This window comes from Mycobacterium mantenii (assembly GCF_001667865.1).
Classification (GTDB): domain Bacteria; phylum Actinomycetota; class Actinomycetes; order Mycobacteriales; family Mycobacteriaceae; genus Mycobacterium; species Mycobacterium mantenii_A.
Genome location: NZ_LZJP01000100.1, coordinates 1 through 24,627 on the forward strand (window position 1 = coordinate 1; position 24,627 = coordinate 24,627).

At 66.8% G+C, this 24,627-nt stretch carries 25 protein-coding genes; 7 read left to right on the plus strand and 18 right to left on the minus strand.

The window, feature by feature from the left end:
- Positions 1–78: 78 nt before the first annotated feature.
- Complete coding sequence (locus A5688_RS17440) at positions 79–1,230, minus strand: TDT family transporter (RefSeq protein ID WP_067911307.1); 1,152 nt, start codon at positions 1,228–1,230, stop codon at positions 79–81.
- A gap of 92 nt (positions 1,231–1,322) precedes the next feature.
- Here A5688_RS17440 and A5688_RS17445 point away from each other — a divergent pair, with 92 nt between their 5' ends.
- Together A5688_RS17445 and A5688_RS17450 are read left to right on the plus strand one after the other, a co-directional pair.
- Complete coding sequence (locus tag A5688_RS17445) at positions 1,323–1,562, plus strand: hypothetical protein (protein WP_067828232.1); 240 nt, start codon at positions 1,323–1,325, stop codon at positions 1,560–1,562.
- 347 nt (positions 1,563–1,909) lie between these two features.
- Positions 1,910–3,472: an LCP family protein gene (locus A5688_RS17450; protein WP_120312359.1), complete on the plus strand. Its 1,563-nt coding sequence runs from the start codon at positions 1,910–1,912 to the stop codon at positions 3,470–3,472.
- A 26-nt stretch (positions 3,473–3,498) separates the two neighbouring features.
- Here A5688_RS17450 and A5688_RS17455 read toward each other — a convergent pair whose 3' ends face one another.
- The 5 genes from A5688_RS17455 to A5688_RS17475 form a co-directional block, all read right to left on the minus strand.
- Complete coding sequence (locus A5688_RS17455; RefSeq protein ID WP_067828187.1) at positions 3,499–4,290, minus strand: SDR family NAD(P)-dependent oxidoreductase; 792 nt, start codon at positions 4,288–4,290, stop codon at positions 3,499–3,501.
- Positions 4,291–4,305: 15 nt separating this feature from the next.
- Positions 4,306–5,136 carry an SDR family oxidoreductase gene (locus A5688_RS17460; RefSeq protein WP_067828190.1) on the minus strand — a complete coding sequence of 277 codons (831 nt, stop codon included), beginning with the start codon at positions 5,134–5,136 and terminating at the stop codon, positions 4,306–4,308.
- A gap of 101 nt (positions 5,137–5,237) precedes the next feature.
- The gene (locus tag A5688_RS17465) at positions 5,238–6,173 is read right to left on the minus strand and encodes an enoyl-CoA hydratase (protein ID WP_067911310.1); all 936 of its coding nucleotides are present in this window, start codon (positions 6,171–6,173) and stop codon (positions 5,238–5,240) included.
- 98 nt (positions 6,174–6,271) lie between these two features.
- Positions 6,272–7,060 carry an ABC transporter permease gene (locus A5688_RS17470; protein ID WP_067828196.1) on the minus strand — a complete coding sequence of 263 codons (789 nt, stop codon included), beginning with the start codon at positions 7,058–7,060 and terminating at the stop codon, positions 6,272–6,274.
- Positions 7,060–7,821, minus strand: coding sequence for an ABC transporter ATP-binding protein (locus tag A5688_RS17475; RefSeq protein WP_242660299.1), 762 nt, complete (start codon positions 7,819–7,821; stop codon positions 7,060–7,062). The genes A5688_RS17470 and A5688_RS17475 overlap by 1 nt, the downstream gene beginning before the upstream one ends.
- Before the next feature lie 80 nt (positions 7,822–7,901).
- Between A5688_RS17475 and A5688_RS27400 the strand changes: the two genes are divergently transcribed.
- The 3 genes from A5688_RS27400 (at position 7,902) to A5688_RS17485 (ending at position 10,211) form a co-directional block, all read left to right on the plus strand.
- Entirely contained in the window at positions 7,902–8,066 is a 165-nt protein-coding gene (locus A5688_RS27400; RefSeq protein ID WP_008263763.1) for a hypothetical protein, read from the plus strand.
- Entirely contained in the window at positions 8,067–9,548 is a 1,482-nt protein-coding gene (locus tag A5688_RS17480; RefSeq protein ID WP_067828200.1) for an alpha,alpha-trehalose-phosphate synthase (UDP-forming), read from the plus strand.
- Between the two features lie 84 nt (positions 9,549–9,632).
- Positions 9,633–10,211 (plus strand): hypothetical protein, encoded by a 579-nt coding sequence (locus A5688_RS17485; protein WP_067828203.1) that lies wholly within the window; start codon positions 9,633–9,635, stop codon positions 10,209–10,211.
- A gap of 22 nt (positions 10,212–10,233) precedes the next feature.
- Here A5688_RS17485 and A5688_RS17490 read toward each other — a convergent pair whose 3' ends face one another.
- The 12 genes from A5688_RS17490 to A5688_RS17545 form a co-directional block, all read right to left on the minus strand.
- Entirely contained in the window at positions 10,234–10,725 is a 492-nt protein-coding gene (locus tag A5688_RS17490) for a mammalian cell entry protein (protein WP_067911314.1), read from the minus strand.
- A complete protein-coding gene (locus A5688_RS17495) occupies positions 10,725–11,432 on the minus strand; it encodes a mammalian cell entry protein (protein WP_067911317.1) in 708 nt (235 codons plus the stop codon). The genes A5688_RS17490 and A5688_RS17495 overlap by 1 nt, the downstream gene beginning before the upstream one ends.
- Positions 11,432–13,156, minus strand: a complete 1,725-nt coding sequence (locus A5688_RS17500; RefSeq protein ID WP_067828212.1) for a virulence factor Mce family protein — start codon at positions 13,154–13,156, stop codon at positions 11,432–11,434. Before A5688_RS17500 ends, A5688_RS17495 begins: the two co-directional genes overlap by 1 nt.
- A gap of 11 nt (positions 13,157–13,167) precedes the next feature.
- Positions 13,168–14,322, minus strand: a complete 1,155-nt coding sequence (locus tag A5688_RS17505) for an MCE family protein (RefSeq protein ID WP_067911320.1) — start codon at positions 14,320–14,322, stop codon at positions 13,168–13,170.
- Entirely contained in the window at positions 14,319–15,758 is a 1,440-nt protein-coding gene (locus A5688_RS17510) for a virulence factor Mce family protein (protein ID WP_067911323.1), read from the minus strand. The genes A5688_RS17505 and A5688_RS17510 overlap by 4 nt, the downstream gene beginning before the upstream one ends.
- Positions 15,755–16,819 (minus strand): virulence factor Mce family protein, encoded by a 1,065-nt coding sequence (locus A5688_RS17515; protein ID WP_067911326.1) that lies wholly within the window; start codon positions 16,817–16,819, stop codon positions 15,755–15,757. Before A5688_RS17515 ends, A5688_RS17510 begins: the two co-directional genes overlap by 4 nt.
- A complete protein-coding gene (locus tag A5688_RS17520; RefSeq protein ID WP_067828224.1) occupies positions 16,809–17,864 on the minus strand; it encodes a virulence factor Mce family protein in 1,056 nt (351 codons plus the stop codon). Before A5688_RS17520 ends, A5688_RS17515 begins: the two co-directional genes overlap by 11 nt.
- On the minus strand, positions 17,864–19,066 hold the full coding sequence (locus tag A5688_RS17525; protein WP_068268227.1) for a virulence factor Mce family protein: 1,203 nt from the start codon (positions 19,064–19,066) through the stop codon (positions 17,864–17,866). The genes A5688_RS17520 and A5688_RS17525 overlap by 1 nt, the downstream gene beginning before the upstream one ends.
- Before the next feature lie 20 nt (positions 19,067–19,086).
- Entirely contained in the window at positions 19,087–19,929 is an 843-nt protein-coding gene (locus A5688_RS17530; protein ID WP_067832887.1) for an MlaE family ABC transporter permease, read from the minus strand.
- A gap of 19 nt (positions 19,930–19,948) precedes the next feature.
- On the minus strand, positions 19,949–20,713 hold the full coding sequence (locus A5688_RS17535) for an MlaE family ABC transporter permease (RefSeq protein ID WP_067832884.1): 765 nt from the start codon (positions 20,711–20,713) through the stop codon (positions 19,949–19,951).
- Between the two features lie 237 nt (positions 20,714–20,950).
- Positions 20,951–21,865 carry a 3-oxoacyl-ACP reductase gene (locus A5688_RS17540; protein ID WP_067832881.1) on the minus strand — a complete coding sequence of 305 codons (915 nt, stop codon included), beginning with the start codon at positions 21,863–21,865 and terminating at the stop codon, positions 20,951–20,953.
- Between the two features lie 44 nt (positions 21,866–21,909).
- A complete protein-coding gene (locus tag A5688_RS17545) occupies positions 21,910–22,101 on the minus strand; it encodes a ferredoxin (protein ID WP_064951960.1) in 192 nt (63 codons plus the stop codon).
- Positions 22,102–22,313: 212 nt separating this feature from the next.
- On the opposite strand from A5688_RS17545, the gene A5688_RS17550 reads away from it, so the two are divergent.
- Together A5688_RS17550 and A5688_RS17555 are read left to right on the plus strand one after the other, a co-directional pair.
- Positions 22,314–23,495 carry an acyl-CoA dehydrogenase gene (locus A5688_RS17550; protein WP_067832878.1) on the plus strand — a complete coding sequence of 394 codons (1,182 nt, stop codon included), beginning with the start codon at positions 22,314–22,316 and terminating at the stop codon, positions 23,493–23,495.
- A gap of 29 nt (positions 23,496–23,524) precedes the next feature.
- Entirely contained in the window at positions 23,525–24,622 is a 1,098-nt protein-coding gene (locus tag A5688_RS17555; protein WP_067832875.1) for an acyl-CoA dehydrogenase family protein, read from the plus strand.
- Positions 24,623–24,627: the final 5 nt, after the last annotated feature.

Below are 24,627 nucleotides of genomic sequence, written 5' to 3' on the forward strand. Positions count from 1 at the left end.
ACGTCAGACATCTCCACTAAGCCCGGAGGTCCTCCCTTCTCACAGCCGAATCGTCAACAACGTCCCTGCCGGGTACAACTAGCGGCGGGCCGGGTCCTTGTGCGCCTTGATCGGCGCCGCGCTCGGCGGCAACTTGAGCAGGTTGCCCCGCAGGCTGCCCCGCGCGGTGCGAACCGTCACCAGCAGCCAGGTGAACAGCAGCCCCGCGTAGGCGATGGCCGCCGCCAGCCTGAATGCCGGCAGATGGGTGTGCCCGGCGAGCTGGGAGGTCCCGGTCACGAAGGTCCCGACCGGGAAGGTCAGGCTCCACCAGGTCAGGGCGAACGGCATCCCCCGGCGCAGCGTGCGAACCGTCAACGCGGTGGCAAGCGCGATCCACAACACCGCGAAACCCCACACCGGCACCCCGTAGAGGATCGCGAACGCGTTCAGGTCCTCGGCCAGTTCCGGGTCGACGGCCAAGGCCGCGTTGGCTCCCAAAAGCCCCGCGGCCGTAATGGATTGGCCAAGCGGGCCCAACACGATCCACAGCGTCGGCACCCGCGCGGTACCCGAGGTGCCGTACAGGGTCAGGCGGCTCCAGATCATGGCGATGATGTTCAACGAGGCCACCAACGACAACCCGAACATCGCGTAGCAGCCGTACAGCATGGTCGCCCGCCCGGCGCCGGCCGAGATATGCGGAAGCAGTAGCGCCCCCGTCGCCGCGGTCACCATAGGCGGAACGACCGGCATCAGCCATCCACCGAACGCCGCGTCCGGCTCGACGTCGTGCTGGGTGAACATGAGGAACGGGATGCTGACGGCGGTGAACAGCCCGCCGAGCGTGCCGGCGGTCCACAGCACCCAATCCAGGTCGACGGCGATGCGCTCGCCGAGCAGGTCTCTGCCGACCAGCACGGCTCCCCCACCGACGGTCATCAGGGCCATCGGGGCGGCGCCGTAGAAGTGCGCCATCTGCGGATTGCGGGCGTGGGTGCGCGCCACGGTCGGATGGCGCAACCAATGGCCACCCACCAGCACGATCAGCGCCACCAGCAGCGCGGCCGCGATCACCCAAACCACTTGGGCGAACGCCCGCAACCCCACGATGTGGACGGGCAGGGTTGCGCCGGCGGTCGCGACGATCCCGGTGCCCATCACCGAGGCGAACCAGTTGGGTCCGATGTTGCCGAGTACCTCGACACGCGTGTGCACGGGGGATCGGTCGTGCGGGAGTGCGGTGGCCACAGCTGAAGAACCCTACTGCGCCGCGCGCCAAAATCGCTGGATCAGCCGCATACACTCCAACCGTGATACTTCCGGCGCAACAACGGTCGGCGCTGCACTGGATCCCGCTATTGGTCGGCATTGCCGTCGTGCTGCTGGCCATCCTCGCTATACCCATCAAGCAACGATGTGGTGCGCCGGGCTTTTCGTGCGCATCGACGGTGGACACCGGCGGCAACATCCACTACTACTACGAAGTCGAGCCGGTCGGCGTCTACCTCGCTGAGGTCGTCACCGGCACCAACATCACGCTCTTTTACACCTCGGGCGAGGACCTGGTCAGAGCCCGATAGCCGACGATGGTGGTTTGCTGGCCGATTTGATGCGGTGACGGCCCGCCGGGCCGTATCCGCCCGATAACAAGTTCGGCTCGATCCGGGCGGCGGTGCGGCCGGCCCGAGACCTGACGGAGACCATTGCGGGCGACACAGGGAAAAACATGCTGGTAGAGCACGGATGGCATGCAAGATTAGTGTGTGGTCGGTCCCGCGAATACGCTCCCACCGACCGTGTGACGGGTGCTCTCGATTGGGGGCTTCACAGCAAGCTAACGCATACTTGTCACCATGCTTGAAGCGACATCGCCGCAAAGCACCGTTGCGGTGCCTGGTGATGTGCTGGGCGTGGGCAGAGGTTTGTGATGGCCCGCTCGGGCGGCGCGCATCGCCGTCATCGAGCCGTCCGTCAACCCTCCCGTTTCCGTAAGGGGCTGACGCGCACCCTGGGCGCGCTCGTCTCCGTGGCCGCTGTGGGCCTGACCGGGGCGGGCTACTACGTCGCGCACGGCGCGCTGGGCGGCATAACCGTGTCGAACGCCTTGCAGCCCGACGATCCACGGTCCAGCGGCGACAACATGAACATCCTGCTGATCGGGCTGGATTCGCGGAAGGATCAGGACGGCAACGACCTGCCCAACTCGATCCTGAAGCATCTGCACGCCGGCGATTCCGACGACGGTGGCTACAACACCAACACGATGATCCTGGTGCACGTCAGCGCCGACAACAAAGTCGTCGCCTTCTCGATCCCCCGCGACGACTGGGTGCCCTTCACCGGGGTCCCGGGATACAACCACATCAAGATCAAAGAGGCCTACGGCCTGACCAAACAGTACGTCGCCCAAAAGCTGGCCAACCAGGGCAACAGCACTCAAAAGGAACTCGAGACCAAGGGCCGCGAAGCCGGCCGGGCGGCGACGCTGCGGGCGGTGCGAAGCCTGACCGGTGTTCCCATCGACTACTTCGCCGAGGTCAATCTGGCGGGTTTCTTCGACCTGGCGCAGACCCTCGGAGGCGTCGACGTGTGCCTCAATCACGCCGTCTACGACTCGTATTCCGGCGCCGACTTCCCGGCCGGCCGCCAGCGGCTGGACGCGTCGGAGGCGCTGTCGTTCGTCAGGCAGCGGCACGGCCTGGAGAACGGGGACCTGGACCGCACCCACCGGCAACAGGCGTTCATCTCGTCGGTCATGCAGGAGCTGCAGGCCTCGGGCACCTTCACCAACATCGACAAGCTCAAGAACCTGATGGCGGTGGCGCGCAAGGACGTGGTGCTCTCGGCGGGCTGGAACGACGACATGATCCAGCGGCTCGGCGGCCTGGCCGGCGGCAATGTCGAGTTCCGGACGCTGCCGGTGGTGCGCTACGACACCATCGACGGCCAGGACGTCAACATCGTCGATCCGGCAGCCATCAAGTCCGAGGTGGCGCAGGCCATCGGCTCGGACACACCGACGACCGCGCCGACCACCACCGCCGTGAAGCCCGATCCGTCCACGGTGGTCGACGTTGTGAATTCCGGCAGCATGAGCGGTCTGGCCACCGAGGTGTCGCGCGCGCTCAAGAAGAAGGGCTACACCCCGGGTCAGGTCCGCGACCGCGAATCCGGCGACCCGACGACCACCTCGGTGGAGTATGGCGCCGGCGCACAAACCGATGCGCTCAACCTGGCCAACCTGCTCGGCGTGGACGCGCCCAAGCAGCCCAGCGCCAGCGTCGCGGCCGGGCACATCCGGGTCACCGTGGACACCAATTTCACGATGCCCACAACCGACGAGACCCAGATGGACGACACGACGAGCACCAGCTCCAGCACCACGTCGACCAAGGCCAAGAGCTACTACTACAACGGCACGACGACGACCTACCCGACACCCGATCAGGGCAAGCCGATCGACGGCGGCGGCGTGCCCTGCGTCAACTAGCCATCAAGCGCAGCGGGTCGCCGCCATCAAGCGTGCGTGCCGCCGTCCATCCGAATTTCAGTGCCCGTGATCCAGGCGCCATCGTCGGAGACCAGCATGGCGATCACACCGGCGACCGCCTCGGGCCCGGCCATTCCCGCGCCGCTGGATTCCGTCGTGGTCGGCAGGATCGGCATCAGCCGGGGAAACAGCGACCAGTCGGCGTCCTTGGGGATGTATCCGCCGGTGGCATCGGTGATCCCGGACTTGATGCTGCCCGGGGCGACGCACGCGGCGCGCAGACCCTCCTTGGCGTATTCGAGCGCCAGCGAGTGGGTGAAGGCCTGGATGCCGCCCTTGCTGGCGGCGTAGGCGGCCATATAGGGATGGGCGAACGAGGCCGACGTGGAGCTGAAGTTCACGATCGCGCTGCGGGGATTGGTCAGCAGCGACGGTAGCGCTTCCCGGACCACCAGGAAGGTGCCGGTCAGGTTGACGGCGATGATCCGATTCCACTGCTCGAGGGTGGTCTCGTGGGTGTGCCAGGCGCGCAGGATGCCCGCCGCGTTGACCAGCGAATCCAGACCGCCGAGCTTCTCGACGGCCGAGCCCACGCCGTCGATCACCGAGTCCTCGTTGCCGACGTCCATCGGCAACGTGGTGAGCCGGTCGGCGGTACCGGCCTCGTCGGCATGGCGTTGCGTGGTGCTCAGACCGTCAGTCGATACGTCGGCGGCCACCACACCGGCGCCCTCGCTCAATAACCGCAATGCGGTGGCCTGCCCGATCCCCGACGCGGCGCCGGTGACCAGGATCCGTTTGCCCTCAAGCCTTTTCATCTACTTCTCCCCGGATCAGACCACTCCGCGTAGCGCGTCGGCACCGAAGGCCGGTTCCAGCATCGCCGAGAAATCCGGGCCGCGACGCAACAGCACCCCGCCGTCGACGTTGATGATCTGCCCGGTCACATAGCTGGAAGCATCGCTGAGCAGAAACATCGCCACATTCGCGATGTCTTCGACCTCGCCGGGTCGGGGCAGCGGCGTGATGGCGCGGTAGTCCGCGCTCAGCTCGGGCGAATCGAGGATGGGAGCAACCAGCTCGGTGCGGATCAGGCCGGGACGAATGCTGTTGACCCGCACCCAGGACGCTCCGAGTTCGTCGGCGGCCAGCTGCATCAAGTGGTCCAGCGCCGATTTGCCGACGCCGTAGGCGCCGAACCAGCGGTGGGTGTTGCTGGCCGCGATCGATGAGATGCCGACGAACGATCCGCCGCCGCCGCGCACCATTTCGCGCGCGGAGTGCTTGAGCACGTACATGGTTCCGTTGACGTTGAGGTCGATGGTCCGACGCCACAACTCCGAGTCGATCTGGGTGATCGGTCCGATGGTCTCCGACCCGCCGGCGCAGTGCACCACCCCGTGCAGCCGGCCATGCCAGGCCGTCACGGCGTCGACGGCGCGCGCCGCCTCGTCTTCGTTGGTGATGTCGGCGGGCTCGTAACGAATCGAGCCGTCGCCGGGGAGGGCTTCGATCTCCTTGACGGCGTCGGCGAGCCGATCGGCGTTGCGGCCGACAATCATGACGGAGGCGCCGGCCGCGACCAGCCCGGCGGCCACGCCCTTGCCGATCCCGCTGCCGCCGCCGGTGATCAGATAGGTCCGGTCTTCGAACGAAAGCTGCACGCGAGACCCTTTCAAACTGGAACAAGTTCTAGCTATAGAAGCATGTCCCCTCGGGGTGAATATCGCTACCCCCGGTCTCGTTAGGCCCGCTGCTGCGCGGCCTACGGGGTGTCGCGGCGCGCCACCTTTGTCGGCTTCGCGTCGCGCCAATCCTCGACGTGCGGAGGCTGGCCGACCGGCCACCGGTTCTCGTTGAACGCCGCCCAGTGGGCATGCCCCAGCAGGTGCACGTGGAACGCGTGCCGCAGCGCCTCGGTGTAACCCATCGCGTCGGAGGCGGCGTTGACCGAATCCTTGATCAGCAGCGACGCCATCGTGGGCCGTTCGGCGATGCGTCGCGCGAATTCGAGTGTCTTTTCTTCTAATTCGTCGACAGCGAAGACCTTGGACACCATCCCCAGCCGATGCGCCTCGTCCGCGTCGATCGAATCCCCGGTCAACAAAAGCTCTTTGGCCTTACGCGGCCCGAATTCCCAAGGGTGCGCATAGTATTCGACGCCCGGCATGCCCAGCCGAACCGCGACGACGTCGCTGAACTTCGCGTTGTCGGCCGCGACGATCAGGTCGCACGCCCAGATCAGCATCAGACCGGCCGAGATCGCGTTCCCCTGCACCTGGGCGATGGTGATCTTGCGCAGATCGCGCCAGCGGCAGGTGTTTTCGAAGAAATAGTGCCACTCCTGGTGGTACAGCTTCTCCATGATCGGTTCGAGCGTCGCCCCGCGTGAGCGGAAGCTCGGATGCTGCCCGGGCCCCGGTGCGCGCTCGGCCAGGGCCTGCTCGGAACCCAGGTCGTGGCCGGCGGAGAAGTTCCTACCGCGCGCCGCGAGGATCACCACGCGGACCGCGTCGTCGGCCTCGGCCCGGCCGAAGGCCTCGTCGAGCTGGACCAGCAGGCCGCGGCTCTGCGCGTTGTGGGCTTCGGGCCGGTTCAGCCAGATGCGGGCGATGCGGCCCTCGTCGAGGGTTTCGTAAGCCACCAGCTCCGGGGAGTTGGCGTCGGCCGCCCCGGCGTCGGCTTGCTGGGAGACTGTCATTCCGCCTACCTCGTTCGTCGTTGAATTGGCCTTCTTTACAGATTACGGCCAGTGTGTAACCGGGTCCGCGCTGGGGTGATCGGCCGCCCGACGGGTCCTCACCCGGCGTTCTCGGGCCGCCGGCCCAGCGGCAGCAGCCGATGGTCGCGGGTGAACACCAGCCGGATGATGCCCAGCGCGACGACCACGGTGGTGGCCGCGACCGAACCCAGGATCAAGAACATCACCACGGCCTGCACCAACACCGCCTGCAACGGCGGCACCCCGGCGAGGATGAGGCCGGTCATGGCGCCCGGCAGGAACACCAGCCCGGTGGCTTTGGTCGTCTCAATCTGTGGAGATATCGCCGAGCGCAAGGCGATTCGCAGATACGGCGACGCGGCCTGCCGCGACGGTTGCCCCAGGGCGAGACGGGCTTCGACCTCGTCCCGCTTGTCGCGCAGCTCGTCGACCAACCGCCGAGCCACCAGCACCATGGCGGTCATCGAGTTGCCGATCATCATCCCGGCGACGGGAACCAGGGTGCGCCCCTGCAACGGGAACACCCGCAGGCCGAAGATCACCCCCAGCGTCACCACCGCCGCGCCGGCGAACGCGGCCACGGCCAGCGGTGCAAACCGCGGCACCTCCGGCGCCCTGCGGCGTGCGACATCCCCGGCGTAGGCCACCATCCCGGCGACCCACGCCCACGACCACCACAGCGACCGGCCCGGCTCGAAGAGCAGAGTCAGCGCACCCCCCACGAGCAGCAACTGCACCAGCGCGCGGGCCGCGGCCCACAGCAGCTGCCGCTCCAGACCCAATCGCCGCCACAGCGAGATCCCGGCCGCGAACGCCACCAAAATCAGCGACGTCGCCAGGCCCGCCCAGCCGACTTGACCGTGCATCATGCCCCCGGGCCGTCGCCGGGCTGGGCGCCGACCGGGCCCAGCCCCAGGCTGCGGCCGCACTCCAGGCGCAGGACCCGGTCGGCGGCCCTCTCCACCTGCGCCGAGTCGTGGGTGACCCACAGGGCGGGGGTGCCGTCGGCGGCCAGGTCGCGCACCGCGCGCTCGATGACTTCGGCCGCCTTGGTGTCGACGGCGGAGGTGGGTTCGTCCAGCAGCAGCACCTGAGGCTGGGCCATCAGGGTGCGGGCCAGGCACACGCGCTGCGCCTCGCCACCCGAAAGCCCGGCCACGTCGCGGTCCAACCACGATCCGGTCAGCGCCACCCGGGCCAGCGTTTCCCGCATCCGCGCGTCGGACGCGTCCGGGTCCGCGGCGCGCAAGTTGTCGGCGACCGTGCCCGGAAATGGCGTCGGACGCTGGAAGCACATGCCCACCCTGCGCCGCAGCCACAGCGGATCGAGGCCGGCGATGTCCGACCCATGGAAGGTCGCCCGCCCGCTGGTCGGCAGCTCCAGGCGGTTGCACAACCGAAGCAGGGTCGATTTGCCCGAGCCCGACGGTCCGAACACCGCCGTCACACCGTGACCCGGAATGGCGGCCGTCAGCCCGTCCAGGGCCCGCCTTCCTTGCCGCTCGACGACGACATCGAAGAACTCGAACACCGTCTCGTCGGCGTTCTCATCGACCACCTGCTTATCCTGCACCACCGTGTCGACGGGCGATCGCGTCTTCGCGAGCGGCGCGGCGAACCGCTGCAAACCAGCCATAAATGCGGTCGGCACCCGTTAGCTGGTGAGACGGCCTGCGAGCGGTCACGAACGTCGCCTACAGTTAAGTCATGCCTACGAAATCTGATCCTGGCGAAATCGGCGACGTCGAGCCGGTGGCGGACAGCACCGCGAGCCAGGCCAGGCGGGTCGTCGCGGCGTACGCGAACGACGCCGACGAATGCCGGGTGTTTCTGTCCATGCTGGGTATTGGGCCGGCGAAACTCGACGCGTAAATGTCTCCCGGGGGAGGGCGCAGCTCGAAGGCAGCCAAGTACGGGAACTCCGACTTCGTCGTAGTCGCCAACCGGCTGCCGGTGGACCAGGAGCAGCTTCCCGACGGCACCACGGCGTGGAAGCGCAGCCCCGGGGGACTGGTCACGGCCCTCGAGCCACTGCTGCGCCGCCGCCGCGGCGCGTGGGTGGGCTGGCCCGGGGTCGTCGCCGAGGACACCGACGGCGAGGACGAGCCCATCCTCCAGGATGATTTGGAGATTCGGCCGGTCAGGCTGAGCGCCGACGACGTCGCCGAATACTACGAGGGCTTTTCCAACGCCACGCTGTGGCCGCTGTACCACGACGTCATCGTCAAACCGATGTACCACCGCGAATGGTGGGACCGGTACGTCGACGTCAACCGCCGCTTCGCCGAAGCCACCTCCCGTGCCGCCGCAAAAGGCGCGACGGTCTGGGTGCAGGACTACCAGCTGCAGCTGGTCCCCAAAATGCTGCGCGAACTGCGCCCCGACCTGACCATCGGCTTCTTCCTGCACATCCCGTTCCCGCCCGTCGAGCTGTTCATGCAGATGCCGTGGCGGACCGAGATCGTCGAGGGCCTGCTCGGTGCCGACCTCGTCGGCTTCCATCTGGCCGGCGGTGCGCAGAACTTCCTGTTCCTGGCCCGGCGGCTGACCGGTGCCAACACCTCGCGCGGCGCGGTGGGCGTGCGGTCGCGCTACGGCGAGGTAGAGCTCGACTCCCGCGTCGTCCGGGTGGGTGCGTTTCCGATCTCCATCGACTCCAGCTCGCTGGACCAGGCGGCCCGCCACCGCGACATCAAGCGCCGCGCCCGCGAGATCCGCGCCGAGCTGGGCAACCCCCGCAAGGTGCTGCTCGGCGTCGACCGGCTCGACTACACCAAGGGCATCGACGTTCGGCTGAAAGCCTTTTCGGAGCTGTTGGCCGAGGGCCGCGCCAAGCGCGACGACACGGTGCTGGTCCAGCTCGCGACACCGAGCCGCGAACGGGTGGACAGTTATCAGCAGCTGCGCAACGACATCGAACGCCAGGTCGGCCACATCAACGGTGAATACGGCGAAGTCGGGCATCCGGTGGTGCACTACCTGCACCGGCCGGTCCCCCGCAACGAGCTCATCGCGTTCTTCGTGGCCGCCGACGTCATGCTGGTCACCCCGCTGCGCGACGGGATGAACCTGGTCGCCAAGGAGTACGTCGCGTGCCGCAGCGATCTCGGCGGCGCGCTCGTCCTGTCCGAATTCACCGGCGCCGCCGCCGAACTCCGGCAGGCGTATCTGGTCAACCCGCACGACCTCGAAGGCGTCAAGGACACGATCGAGGCCGCGCTGAACCAATCCGTCGACGAGGGCCGCCGCCGGATGCGGTCCCTGCGCCGCCAGGTACTCGCCCACGACGTCGACCGCTGGGCGAGGTCGTTCCTCGATGCGCTCGCCGAATCCCGGCCCGGTGACGCCGATTAGCGCGCACGCGCACGACCCCATGGTGTTGGCGCCCGAACGCTGTGATACTCAGATGCAGCGTCGAACGTGAAGGAGGGGAACCGGATGAAGCTCCGTCACGGCATGGCCGCGGGTGCCGGCATAGTCACGGCCGTCGCGGTGGGGATCGCGCTGCAATCCGGTGAACCGGCCAAGGCCGTCGGGCCACCGGCGGACGGAACGTACAACTTCAACGAGGCGGGCGTCTCCGGGGTCACCTGGACCATCTCGGCGCTGTGCGATCAGCCCTCGGGCACCCGGAACATGAACGACTATTCCGACCCGATCGTGTTCGCGATGAACTGCGCGCTGAACATCGTGAGTTCGACGCCCGAGCAGATCAGCGCCGCGGACAAGCAGCAGAACTTCAGTGGCCGAGCCCGGATGTCCAGCATGCTGTGGACTTTCAAAGTCGACAAGCCCGACGGTGTGGCCTGCCCGGGCGGCGGCAGCGCGCCGTCGACGGACACCTTCGCGTTCAGCGACGAGACGATGAGCGGCACCCACACCACGTTGCACGGCGCCGTGTGTGGGATGCAGCCGGGAATGAAGAAGGAACCGTTCTCGCTGGCGATGACGGGGCCGCCGCCCAGCCCGATAAATCGTTACCCGTTGTACTGCAACGGCATTGCGATGTGCTACTGACCTAACGGTCGATGCCGGCGGGCTAGATCGGCGTGATGTAGGCGATCAGCCACTGCTTGCCGATCTTTTTGAAGTCCACCCGCAACCGGCTGCCGTCATACAGCGGCTGGCGCGACTTGTCGGTCACGGTCCGGTTCATGAAGACCATCACCGATGCCGATTCCCGCTTGGCCGACATCACCCCTACGCCAACGACATTGGCCTGCACCACGACTTCGCGCTTCTTGGCCTCGGGGATGATCTGGTTGTTTGCGCTCTTCTGGAACTCCGCGCGATAGTCGGGGGTCAACAGCGGATACGCCGCCGACAGGCTCCGCTCGACGGTTTGGTAGTCGTACGCGAAAACCTCGGGAACCTCCTTGGCCGCCAACCCCGGCAACACCGCACGCGCCGCCTGCTCGCCGCGGGTCTGCACCCTGTCCCAGTACATCCAGCCGGCCACCGCGGACAGCCCGACGAACGCCACGGCCAGGAGGTAACCCGCGACGATCAGCAGCCAACGCCGCCATCGCATCAATTGCCTCCGTCGGGATATTTCAGGTCGTAGCCGGTCATCTTCCCCGCGTCGTCCTCGTGCACGATGACACGCAGGCGATAGGGCATGGACGGCTTGTTGACCCCGTCGATGTCGGCGACCGTGACGCGCACCGACACCAGCACCGACGCGTTATCGGTAACGGCGTCAATGCCTTCCAGCGCGGCGCCGTTGATGACGGCCTCCGACGTCGCATTGGTGGAGCGGAACAGGCCCTTGAGGTTCTCGACGTTGTTGTTGGCGCCGAGCATGCCGCGCAGCGGGCCGCTGGTGCCGTTGACGAACCGGTTCACGCTTTCGTCGATGTTGTCCTGCTTGTAGCTGAACATGTTGACCACCGTCTGCGTGGCGGTGTCGACGAAACGCTGATCGCGCGCCTGGGTGGCGGTGGCGTGGCGCTGCGAAACGAGCAGCGCCGCCACACAACCGGCCAGCGCCCCAACCGCCAACAGTGCGGCCGCGAAGGAAATCCACGCGACCCGCACGCGGTGCGGCTGCCGTCGTGGCGGCGGCTTGATGGACTTGAGGGTCTTGACGGGTTTGGCCGGGCGCTGCGGCGCGGCCGGAACATCGGTCTGGACAGTGACGTCCCGGGGCGGCTCCCCCTTGGCCGGACCCGCCGCGCGCGAGGCTCGCCGACGAACGCGCGGCGTGATTGTCGGTTCGTCTGCCACGGCAGGTTCCATTACATCGGCCTTGGATCAAGCATGAGGTCCACCCAGTTCTCGGCGCCGGATGTGCCAGTGGCGCCGGCCGCGAAGATACCAGTGCCACCGGCCGGATCAACAAACGCGCCGGTCTTCTGGTCATAGGTGGCGTAGGCCGGGCCGCTGGCCTGCGGCTGCCCTCCGGGCGGCGGACCCCACGGCTTCTCCGGTCCCGGGCCCGCCGGCGGAGGATTGATCCCCTCCGGCGGTGCCGGCGGGGGCAGCCACTTCGGGTAGGGAAGCTGGGGCGGCACCGGCGGTACGCCGGGCGGCTGCCACGACGTGAACGGCGGCGGCGGCCCGTTGTCATTGGGCGGCGGCGGATCGAACGCCGGCTGCTTGTTGGGCAGCGGCCCCGGCCCGGGCACCACGCCCGGGGGCGGCGGGCCGACGATGGGTGTACCCGGATCGGGCTCGGCGCCCGGCGGAATGTACGGGAAGTGGTTGGGCGGCAACACGTTCAGGCCGTTGGTCACCGGGGTGTCGTACGGCACCGGCGGGCCGCGCCACGGGTTGCGCCCGATCGGCACATAGCCCTTCGGGTCGCGACACAATTGGATCGTCGGGGCGCGCTTTCCGGGGAACTCCTGGCACGGGTAGTTGCGGGCGCCGCGCACGGTGCTGGGGTCGTTTTGCGCGGTCTTGCAGTACATGTCCTTCGGCAGCTCACGCACCGTCTCGTCGGCCGGGGTGCGCATCAACGGCGGCGGCAGGAAGCCGACCGCGCACGGCGGCGGGTCGTTGAGGTCGAGCTTGAAGTCCAGCTTGGCGCCCTCGTCTTGCGGCCCACCCCCCGCGGCGGTGGTGATCGCGGCGAACAACGCCGGCAGGACGACCAGCAGCTGCTCGATCGACTTGTGGTAGATCACGCCGACCCGCCCGAGGTTGGCCAGGCTGGCGGCCAGGGCCGGGAAAGAGGGACGGATGCCGGAGAACGCGGTGCTCGCCTCGTCGGTGGCGCCGGGGGCGGTGGCCAGGGTGTCGCGCAGCTGCGGATCGGCCTGCCGCACCTCGGAGGTGAACCGCGCCAGCCCGTCGGACAACGACTTGATGTCACCGCCGGCGCGAATCTGCGCCTGCAGGAACGGGCCGGCCTGGTCGATCAATTGCGAGACTTGCGGATAGTTCGCGTTGGCCTCGTCCACCAGCAGCCGCGCGGACTCGAACAGCCGGGCCAGCTCGGGCCCGGAACCGTTTGCCGCGAGGAACGTCTCGTGCAGCAGCTCACGCAGCCGGGTATCGCCCAGGCTGTTGACCAACGTCTCCGAGCGCTTCAACAGGTCGGCGACGTCCTGGCCGATCCGGGTGTTCTTCCGCTCGATGCGAGATCCGTTGCTCAACTTGGTCGATGCCGGCGAGCTCGGCGGAACCAAATCTATGTACTGCTCGCCGACCGCCGACACACTCTTGACGGTGGCGGTGACGTTCGACGGGATGGCGGTCCCGCTGTTGAGCCGCATGCCGGCGATGACCCCGTTGGGGCTCAGCCCCACCGACTCGACGCGGCCGACGGCGACACCGCGGTAGGTGACGTTGGCGTTCTTGTACAGCCCGCCGCCGGCAACGAAATCGGCACTCACGCCGTAGGTTCCGATACCGAACGTCGCGGGCAGCCGCAGGTAGAAGATCGCCATCACGGTCAGGGTGATGGCAGTGATCACGGCGAAGATCCACAGCTGGATCTTGGTCAGTCTGTCATGCATGCGTCCGCCCCCTACTGTCCCGAAGCTGTGCCGGGCGGAATCTTGAACGGATCCGCGGCCTGTCCGGACAGGTTGGCCATCTCGCCGGTCAAGAAGTCCGGCGGGTTGAGGATCTCGTTCATGTGGGCCATGTTCGGGTCGAAATAGGCCGTGGTGAAGAACGTTTCACCGAGGCGGCGCAGGGTGAGGTCGAAGGTGGTGAACACGTTGAGGTAGTCGCCGCGCACCGCCTGCTTGATACCGAAGTTGGGGAACGGGAACGTCAGCAACAGCTGCAGCGAGGTGACGAAGTTCCGCCGGTTGTCGTTGAGCGCCTTGACGACCGAGTACAGGTCCTTCATGTCGGCGGCGAAGTCCACCTTGGTCTTGGAAAGGATGTGCGAGGTGACATTCGCCAGCTTGTGCAGCGCGGCGAAGGCCTCGACGATGTGCCCGCGGTTCTTGTTGAGCACCCCAATCGCCTCGGGCAGCGTGTCCAGCGCTCGGCCCAGGTTGTCCTTGTCGTGCGCCAGGGTCGCCGAGAACCGGTTCAGTCCGTCGACGGCATCGATGATGTCGTTGACCTGCCGGTTGAGTCCCGACGTGAGCTCGGCGAGCCTGGGGATCAGGTCGACGAACTGGTCCTGCCGGCCGGCGACGGCCCGGTAGGTCTCGTCGGTGATCTCTTCCAGGGCACCGACATTGCCCTTGTTGACCACCACGCCGAGCGCCGAAAGCACTTCTTCGGTGGTGGGGTAGCGACCCGTGTTGGCCTCCGCGATCTTCGACCCGTCCTTGAGCTTGCCGACGGCCGGCTTGTCCTTCGGGCGGGCCAAGTCGATGTGCATCGAGCCGAGCAGCGACGTCTGGGCGACCGTCGCGGTCGAGTTGGCGGGCAGCAAGACGTTGCGGTCCAACGCCAATTTCACTGCGGCATAGAACGATCCGTCGGCCCGTTGTTCGGCCGTGATGCCGGCGACACTGCCGACGGTGACGTCGTCGACCATGACCGGGGAGTTCTGCGGCAGGGTCGCGACGTCGGGCAGCTCGACGGTGATCGAGTAGGCGCCGCTGCCGTGACCGGCGGTGCCGGGCATCGCCACCGAGTTCAGCCCGTTGAATTGGCAGCCGGCCAGCAGCATGCCGCCCGTCGCCAATCCGCCGGCGCGCAACCACAATCGGTTCATCCGCCACCGCCCAGGTCGGCCGTCAGCCCGCCGGGCGCCTGGCCGGGAGGCGGCCCCGGCAGCGGACCGAACGCACTTCCGGGAGCGGGACCCGGTGCGGGGGCGGCGCCGGCCGGCGCCGGGCCCGGTGCGGGACCGGCCTGCGGTGCCGTCGGGACCAGCAGCGCCTGCAGATCCGCCGGGTTCTGCGCGGCGGGCGGCGTTTGGGCGCCCTTGGCCGGGATCCAGGTCAGCTGCGGCACCGGGGTGGCCGACTTGGCCTGGGTTTCCGGGGTGTCGTAGATGATCTGGCCCTTGTACGCCGTAATCGTGTTGAGCGGGTGGAACATCAGCGGCGGATAGTTCACGGTGAGCCGGCGCAGCACCGGGCCCAGCCGCTCACGGCAGAGTTCGGCGCGCTTGAAGTAATCCGGCGCCCGGGGTCCGCCGGCGGTTTCGAAGGATCCGCCGCAGATGAACTGCACGGGGTTGGCGAATTCCGGTATCGACAGCAGACCGTTGAGCGTGCCCTGCGCCGGGTCGTAGATGTTGTAGAAGTTGGCGATACCCGGACCCGCCACGTGCAGCACCTGCTCGATGTTGTCGCTCTGGTCGCTCAACGTCTTCGCGAAATCGTTGAGGTTGTTGACCGTGTCGACGATCGTCGAGTTGTTCTCGTGCAGGAACCCACGGATGTCGGACAGTGCTTTGTTCAGGGTGCCCAGCGTGGTGTCCAGGTGGCGCGAGCTGTCGGCGAGCACCTGCGACACCGAGGCGACGTTCCCGGCGAACTGGACGATCTGCTCGTTGCTCGACGACAACGCGTTGACCAATACCTGCAGGTTCTTCACCGTGCCGAAGATGTCGCCGCGCGAATCCCCCAGTCGCCCAGCGGCTTGCGAGAGCTCACGCAAGGCGTTGTGGAAGGACTCACCCTTGCCGTCGAAGGTGTCCGCGGCCTGGTTGATCGCCGCGCCCAGCGGTCCCTGCATCGATCCGGCCGTCGGGCCGAGTTGGACGGCCAGCTGGGTCAGCGACTCCTTGACCTCGTCCCATTCCACCGGAACGGCGGTGCGGCCCGGGCCGATGCTGGCGCCGTCGGCCATCTCCGGCCCGCCGGTGTACGCTGGCGTCAACTGAATGAACCTGGCCGCCACCAGGTTTGGCGACATGATGATGGCCTTGGCGTCCTTCGGGATCTTCACGTCCTTGGACACCGACATGGTGATCTTGACGTCGGACGGGCGCGGGTCGATCGTGTCGATGGTGCCGACCGGGACACCGAGGATGCGCACCTGATCACCGGGATACAGTCCGACCGCAGAGGTGAAATAGCCGACGATCTTTTTGTTATTCGCTTGCGACGAAAGAACATACACGCCACCCACCAACACCGCGACCAGCGCGATGACGGTGGCGTAGCGCAGCCCCCTGCTGCCACGGATCCGCTGCATCATGGTGACTTCGGCCTGATGATCCAGCGTTCCTGAATCAGCCCGCGCAGGTAGTCGGCGAGGCTGGCAGGCATCTTGCCGGGCTGGTAGAAGAAGTCGAACATGGTGGCCAGCAGGGGCGCCGGGATCACGCCGTAGACGTTGACGTTGAAGCCCGGACCGGAACCGACCACCTCACCGAGCTCGGTGGCGTAGGTGGGCAGGCGCTTGAGGGCCTCGGTGATGTAGTCGCGGCGCTCGTTGAGGTTGGACAGCACGTCGTTGAGCTTGTTCAGGGCCGGACCGAATTCCTTGCGGTTGTCCGCGACAAAGCCGGAAATCTGCGAAGAGAGGTCCTGAATCCCCGAGATCAGCTGGGCCAGGGCGCCGCGCCGTTCGTCGAGGGCGGCGAACAACTCGTTACCGTCGTCGACCAGTTTGTTGACCTGATCGGCCCGCTGCGACAGCACACCGGTGACCGACTTCGCATGCGCCAGCAGGCTTTGCAGCGCCTCGTCGCGGCGGTCCAGGGTGCGCGACAGCGACGTCACGCCGTCCAGCGCGCCGCGCAGCTGCGGGTTGGCGTCGTGCAGGGTGTCGGTGAGCACGTTCAACGCCTTCTCGAACTGAGGCTTGTCCAGGTTGTTGGCGTTCTGACCCAAATCCTCGAGCGCGCCGGCGAGCGTGTACGGCGTCGTCGTACGGCTGAGCGGGATGGTGGTCGCCTTGCCGCCACCGGCCGGGGTCACCGAGATGGAACGCTCACCGAGGATGGTGTCGGTGCGGATCGCGGCCAGCGACTGGTCCCCGACGCCGACGTGGCGGTCGACGCTGAAGCTGATCTTGGCGCTGTCGCCGGCCAGCCCCACCGAGGTCACCTTGCCGACCTTGAAACCCGAAACGTAAACGGCGTTACCGGGATTGATGCCTCCGGCGTCGGTGAAGTAGGCGTCGTAGATCTTGCCCTGCGGCCAGAACGGCAATCCGGCGTAGCCGAACGCGATGAGCACGACACACACCACCAGCACCACGCCGAAGATTCCGGTGCGCAGTGGATCGCGCTCACGCCTTGCGTTACTTGGCAAAAGCGCACCTCCCCTTGCTGGGATCCACCTGGCCACCGAGCGGCAGCAGGATGTCGCTACCGGCCGGGCCGTTGATCTTGATCGTCACGGAGCAGAAGTAGATGTTGAAGAACGAGCCGTAGGCGCCGAGCGCGGCCAGCCGCAGGTAGTCCTCGCCCAGCTGCTCGACGTCGTTGTTCACCTCGGCCTTGCGGTTGTCCAGCTCGGTGGCCAGCGGCCGGGTGTTCTCCAGGATGCCCTGCAGCGGACGGCGCGAATTCTTCAGCAGCTGAGTCAAATCCGTCGTCGTCGACGCCAGCGGCGGGATGGCACCGGCGATGTCGTCCTTGTGCTCGGCAAGCCCGGTGATGAGCTGCTGCAACTGGTCGACGCTGGCCGAAAACTGTGCGCTGCGTTGATCCACGGTGGTGAGCACCGTGTTGAGGTTGTTGATCACGTCGCCGATGAGCTGGTCACGCTGACCCAGCGCCGAGGAGAACGCGCTGGTGTCGGCCAGCACGTTCGACAACGCTCCGCCCTGGCCCTGCAGCAGCTGGATGACCGCGCTGCTGATCGTGTTGACCTTGTCGGCGTCAAGGCCCTTGAGGACCGGTCGCAGTCCGCCCAGCAGGGCGTCGAGATCCAGTGCGGGCTGGGTGTGTTGGCTGTTGATCGTCGCGCCGGCCGGCAGCTTGCGCAGCTCACCGGGGCCCGAGGTGATCTCCAGGTATCGGTCACCGACCAGGTTTTCGTAGCGGATCACCGCGCGCGTGGACGAATAGAGCGTGTAGCGCTTGTCCACCCCGAACTTCACGTCGATGGTGTTGTCGGGGTTGAGCTTGATGCCCGACACCGCGCCGACCGGCACCCCGGCGATGCGCACCTTCTGTCCCGACTTCAGCCGGGACACGTTGGTAAACGTTGCGTGGTAGGTGCTTTCGGGACCGAACCGGAAGTCACCGAAGACCACCACCAGCCCCGCCGACACCAGCAGCATGACCACCGCGAAGATGCTGACCTTGATCATCATCTCCCGGTGCGACGGCATTCCCGAACTCTCCGGCATCAGAAGTCGTCCCGTTCCGCGAAGGCGCCGTGGAACAGGAACTGCAGCGTCGAGGGCGCATCGAACTGCAGTTCGGTGAACGGCTCGTACGGGATGTTGGCGTTGTCGGTCACCAGGAACGGGGACCGGAAGAACGATCCGCCGGTCTGCTTGGTCGGGATGTCCGGCAATCCACGGCAGTTCGGGCCGCCGGAGGCATTCACGATCGGCAGCGATTCCGGATAGGTGTACGACGGCGCACCCAGCACGAAGCTCGACGACGTGAACAAGCCCGCCTTGCGAACACCGAGCAGCGGGGCGAATTCCTTGATACCGCGCTCGACGCCGGCGAACAGGCAGCCGAGCTCCGGCGAATAATCGGCGGCCACCTTCAGCGGGGCCCGCAACCGGTTGATGGTGTCGATGAAGTCCTGTTCGGCCGGCGCCAACGTTTCGTAGGCGTTGTTCGACAGGCCGATGGTGGCCAGCAGCGTGTCGTTCAGGTTCTTCTGCTGGTCCACGACCGTCTTGTTGATCGTCGGCAGGTTGTCGATCACCGTGGTCAGGTCGGGCGCGGCGTCGGCGTAGGTGTTGGCGACGACGGCGGTTTTGCGGAAGTCCTCCTGCAGCGCGGGCAGCTTTGGGTTTGCCTGGCGCGTCAGCGTATTCAAGCCGGACAGGATGCCGCCCAGGTCGTCGCCGTGACCGCGCAGGCCTTCCGCGAACGCGCTGAGCGTCCCGTTGAGTTCGACGGGGTCGATCTTGTGCAGCAGGTCCATCAGCGACTGGAACAAGGTATTGACTTCCAGCTGCACCGAAGAGGCCGCGACGTGCGCGTCGGGACGTAGGGACGTGGGCGAAGGCGCTTGCGGGGGAATGAATTCCACCGCCTTGGCACCGAAAATGGTGTTGCCCGCGATGTGCACCGTCGCATTGGACGGGATGAAATGCATGTCGTCGCTGTTGATGCCCAGGGTCAGCCGGGCCTGGTCGCCGGAATAGTCGATGGCCTCGACCTTGCCGATCTGGATGCCCCGGTACTTGACCTTGGCGCCCTGCTCCATCACCAGCCCCGCCCGCGGCGCCGACACCGTGACGGTGTCGATCGATGCGAAGGCCGCCGTGTAGGAAAGATAGGTCAGCACAGCGAAAGCCACCATCAGGCTGGCCAGCACTGCTGCTGCCAGCCGGACGGTGGTGCGTCGCGAGTCTGTTTCTGCCATGTCCCTTTTAAGCGATCCTCTTATCCGGAGAGGTTGAAGTTACCGGACGCCCCGTACACCGCGAGCGAGATGAACAAAGTGATGACGACCACGACGATCAGCGAGGTCCGCACGGCCTGGCCGACCGCGATGCCGACCCCGACCGGACCGCCGTGGGCGTTGTAGCCGTAATAGGTATGGACGAGCATCACCGCGATCGACATCACGATCGCCTGAAGGAACGACCACAGCAGGTCGGACGGAATCAGGAACGTGTTGAAGTAGTGGTCGTAGAGACCCTTTGACTGCCCATTGATGTACACCGTGGTGAAGCGGGCGGCGAAGAACGCGGCCAGCACCGACAGCGAGTACAGCGGGATGATCGCGATGAGGCCGGCGATGAGGCGGGTCGATACCAGGTAGGACACCGAGTGCACCGCCATACATTCGACGGCGTCGATCTCCTCGGACACCCGCATTGCTCCCAATTGGGCGGTCGCGCCGGCACCGATGGTGGCCGCCAGTGCGATGCCGGCGATCACCGGCGCGACGACCCGGACATTCAGGAACGCCGACAGGAACCCCGTCAGCGCCTCGATGCCGATGTTGCCCAGCGACGAATACCCCTGCACGGCAATGACACCGCCGGAGGCCAGGGTCAAAAAGGCCGCCACCCCGACCGTGCCGCCGATCATGACGAGGGCTCCCGCGCCCATCGTCATCTCGGCGATCAGCCGGACCGTCTCCTTGCGGTAGCGGGTGAGCGCGTTGGGGACGTAGCGCATGGTCTGCCCGTAGAACAGCGCCTGCTCGCCGAAGTCGTCGACCGGCTCCTGCAGCCGGGAGAAGAGCCGACGGAATCGCAGTGTGGCGTCGTAACTCATCGCGTGCTCACCCGTCCCGTCACTTCGCCGAGATTCGCACGCCGATGGCCGTCATGACCACGTTGATCACGAACAGACAGATGAAGGCGTAGACCACGGTTTCGTTGACGGCGTTGCCGACGCCCTTGGGCCCGCCCTTGACGGTCAGGCCGCGATAGCAGCCCACCATGCCGGCCATCACGCCGAACAGCAGCGCCTTGACTTCGGCCAACACCAGCTCGCGCAGCCCGGTCAGCACCGTCAGGCCGTTGATGAACGCGCCGGGGTTGACTCCCTGCAAAAAGACGGAGAACACGTAGCCGCCGGAAAGGCCGATGGCGCAGACCAATCCGTTGAGCAGCAGGGCCACCACCGTGGATGCCAGCACGCGGGGCACGACGAGCCGCTGGATCGGGTCGATGCCGAGCACCCGCATCGCGTCGATCTCCTCGCGGATGGTGCGGGCGCCGAGGTCGGCACAGATCGCGGTGGCGCCGGCGCCCGCGACGACGAGCACGGTCACCACCGGACCCAGCTGCGTGATGGTGCCGAAGGCCGTCCCGGCACCGGACAAGTCGGCGGCACCGATCTCACGCAACAGGATGTTGAGGGTGAAGGCCACCAGGACGGTGAAGGGGATGGACACCAGCAGCGTAGGGACCAGCGACACGCGCGCGATCATCCACGTCTGATCGAGAAACTCCCCGAATTGAAACGGCCGGCGAAATGCTGCCCGGCCGGTGTCCATCATCATTTCGAAAAATCCGCCGACGGCGCGGGCGGGGACCGCAAGTTGCTCAATCAACTCCGGTTCCCCCCTCGATTGGTCTCGGCGAAGTCTATGTCTGGCCTTTACGTCGTCTAAGGTCGCACGGGGCTCGGTGTGAGCCGGATCATATTAACCCAGAACAACTTCACCATGTCAATGAACAGCACTTCTTTATCCAAACCGTTAATTCGGCAGGTCAGAAGCACTTGGCACGTGTCAAACTGACACACGTTCTACCTGGCGATTTCCCCCTAATCAACCAGCCGTCAGTGGCTATTGCTCCATCAGTGCGCCAGCCGAAAAATTGTGCTCAGGATCACGGCCAGCAAAGTAATCCTGGAGCGTTGAACTCAGCTGTGCAGGGTCCCAAGCGGCACCCTCGGCGCTGAATTTGTGCTCCACGGTCGGCGCAGCGACCAACGTCACCTGTGGACCGTAGACGATGAACACCTGACCGTTCACCTCGGCGGCCGCCGGCGACGCCAGGAACTTGACCAGATTGACCACATGCTCGGGCGACAGCGGGTCGACGCCACCCGCCTCGACCTCCGGTGCCTCGCCGAAAACGTCGGCCGTCATGGCGGTGCGGGCGCGGGGGCAAATGGCGTTGGCGCACACGCCGTACCGGCCCAGCGCCCGTGCGGCCGTCAGGGTCAGCGAGATGATGCCCGCCTTGGCCGCGCCGTAGTTGGCCTGCCCGACCGGACCGACCAGGCCGGCCTCCGATGCGGTGTTGACGATCCGACCGAAGATCTGGCCGCCGGCGTCCTTGGCCTTAGAGCGCCAGTAGGTCGCCGCGTTGCGGGTCAGCAGGAAATGTCCGCGCAGGTGCACGGCGATGACCAGATCCCATTCCTCGTCGGACATGTTGAACAGCATCCGGTCGCGGGTGATCCCGGCGTTGTTGACCACGACGTCGAGGCCACCCAGCGAGTCGGCCTGGGCAACCAATTCGTCGGCGGTGGCGCGTTCGCTGATGTCGCCGGCCACGGCGACGGCCTTCGAGCCGGCGGAGTTGATTTCGTCGATGACGTCGGAGGCATCCAACGCCGCGGCGATGTCGTTGACGACGACGGTTGCGCCTTGGCGCGCCAGGCCGAGCGCCTCGGCGCGTCCCAGGCCCGCGGCCGCACCGGTCACCACCGCGACCTTTCCGGAGAGATCGGTCGCGTTCGTGCTGCTAGTCAATTTATGAATACCTCTAGTTTCGGGTTACGCGCTCGGGGCTCGGATTAGTCGCCGCGCAGGAGTGCGGCGCGCGGGCACTCGGCGATCGCCTGCTCGGCCAACTGCTCCTGATCGGCGGGAATCGGGTCGAGCTTCACCACCGCGTAGTCCTCGTCGTCCAGGTCGAAGATATCTGGGGCAATTCCCAAGCACACTGCGTTACCTTCGCACCGGTCACGGTCCACGATCACCCGCACAGCACCCTCCTTGAACCTGGCCTTCAGCTGAGTACACGCCTCATCAGTATGTAGGTCCACCATAGGACCCTGACACCTCTGGGGAAACGGTCGCTGGATTCCCAGACTAGAACGTGTTACAACCGGGAAGACGAACGGGTAGCCGTTGGTCGAGCTGCAGCCTGTGACGAGGCTGGTTCCTCCAAACGTCGTTAACTTCAAGGACGGCCGAAATGCGCATCAGTTACACCCCGGAACAAGAGGAGCTGCGTCGCGAGCTGCGGTCGTACTTCACCGCGCTGATGACCCCGGAGCGCCGCGAGGCGCTGACCTCGTCGGGCGGCGGCGAGGTCGGGACGGGCACCGCGTACCGCGACACCGTCGCGCAGATGGGCAAGGACGGGTGGCTCACCCTGAACTGGCCCAAGGAGTACGGCGGCCAGGACCGCTCCCCGATGGACTCGCTGATCTTCACCGACGAGGCCGCCATCGCCGGCGTGCCGGTGCCGTTCCTGACCATCAACAGCGTGGCGCCGACCATCATGGCGTTCGGCACCGAGGAACAGAAGAAGTTCTTCCTGCCCAAGATCGCGGCCGGTGAACTGCACTTCTCCATCGGCTATTCGGAGCCCGGCGCCGGCACCGACCTGGCGAACCTGCGCACCACCGCGGTCCGCGACGGTGACGACTACGTCATCAACGGGCAGAAGATGTGGACCAGCCTGATCGCCTACGCGGACTGGGTCTGGCTGGCGGTGCGCACCAACCCCGAGGCCAAGAAGCACCGCGGCATCTCGATGCTGGCCGTGCCGACCACGGCCGAGGGCTTCTCCTGGACGCCGGTGCACACCATGGCCGGGGTGGACACCAGCGCCACCTATTACTCCGACGTGCGCGTGCCGGTGACCAACCTGGTCGGCGAGGAGAACGGCGGCTGGAAACTGGTGACCAACCAGCTCAACCATGAGCGGGTCGCCCTGGTCTCGCCGCAACCGATCTTCCTGGCCCTGCGCGAGGTTCGCGAATGGGCGCAAAACACCAAGGATGCCGGCGGCGCCCGGCTGATCGATTCCGAGTGGGTGCAGATCAACCTGGCCCGAGTGCACGCCAAGGCCGAGGTTCTCAAGCTGATCAACTGGGAGTTGGCGTCGGCGGCGAACGAAGCCCTGTCGCCGGCCGACGCGTCGGCGGCCAAGGTGTACGGCACCGAACTGGCCACCGAGGCCTACCGGCTGCTGATGGAGGTGCTGGGTACCGCGGCGACGGTGCGTCAGAACTCGCCGGGCTCGTTGCTGCGCGGCCGGGTCGAGCGGATGCACCGGGCCTGCCTGATCCTCACCTTCGGCGGCGGCACCAACGAGGTGCAGCGCGACATCATCGGCATGGTCGCCCTCGGCCTGCCCCGAAACCGCTGAGCCGCTACGGAATAGAAGGACGGACGTTCATGGATTTCACCACAACCGAAGCGGCGCACGACCTCGGCAACCTGGTCGACACCATCGTGGACTCGGTATGCACCCCCGAACACCAACGTGAGCTCGACGGGCTCGATCAGCGGTTCGACCGCGACCTGTGGCGCAAGCTGATCGACGCGGGCATCCTGTCCAGCGCGTCGGCTTCGTCGCTGGGCGGCGACGGCTTCGGCGCGCTCGAGCAGATCGCGATCCTGGTCGCGCTGGGGCACCAGCTCGCCGCGGTGCCCTACCTGGAGTCGGTGGTGCTGGGCGCCGGAGCGCTGGCCCGGTTCGGTTCCGAAGAGCTGCAACAGAGTTGGGGCGTGCCGGCGGTCAACGGCGAGAAGACGCTGAGCGTCGCCCTCGACGGTGAGATGGGCGAGGGCCCGGTGCAGGCGACCGCCGCCGGCTCCGGCTACCGGCTGACCGGAACCCGCACCCAGGTCGGGTTCGGCCCAGTGGCCGACGCGTTCCTGGTCCCCGCCGAAACGGATTCCGGCACCGCGGTTTTCCTGGTCGCCGCCGACGCGCCCGGCGTCACGGTGACCGCACTGGAAACCACCGGCCTGGGCAGCATCGGGCACCTCGCACTGGAGGGGACCGAGGTGGACGACAGCCGCAAGGTCGGCGGCGCCGAGGTCGTGGCGTGGCTCGGCACGCTCGGCACCTTGGGCCGCAGCGCTTTCCAGCTCGGGGTGCTCGAGCGGGGTCTGCAGATGACGGCCGAATACGCGCGCGAACGTGAGCAGTTCGACCGTCCGATCGGCAGCTTTCAAGCGGTGTCGCAGCGACTGGCCGACGGCTACATCGACGTCAAGGGGCTGCGGCTCACGCTCACCCAGGCGGCCTGGCGAGTCTCGGAGGACATTCCGGCCGAAATCGACGTCGCCAGTGCGGCGTTCTGGGCGGCGGATGCCGGTCACCGGGTGGCGCACACCATCGTGCACGTGCACGGCGGCGTCGGCGTCGACACCGATCACCCCGCGCACCGCTACTTCCTGGCCGCCAAAGAGATCGAGTTCGCCCTCGGCGGCGCCACCGGACAGCTGCGCCGGATCGGCCGGGAGCTGGCCGAGACACCCGCTTAGGCGCA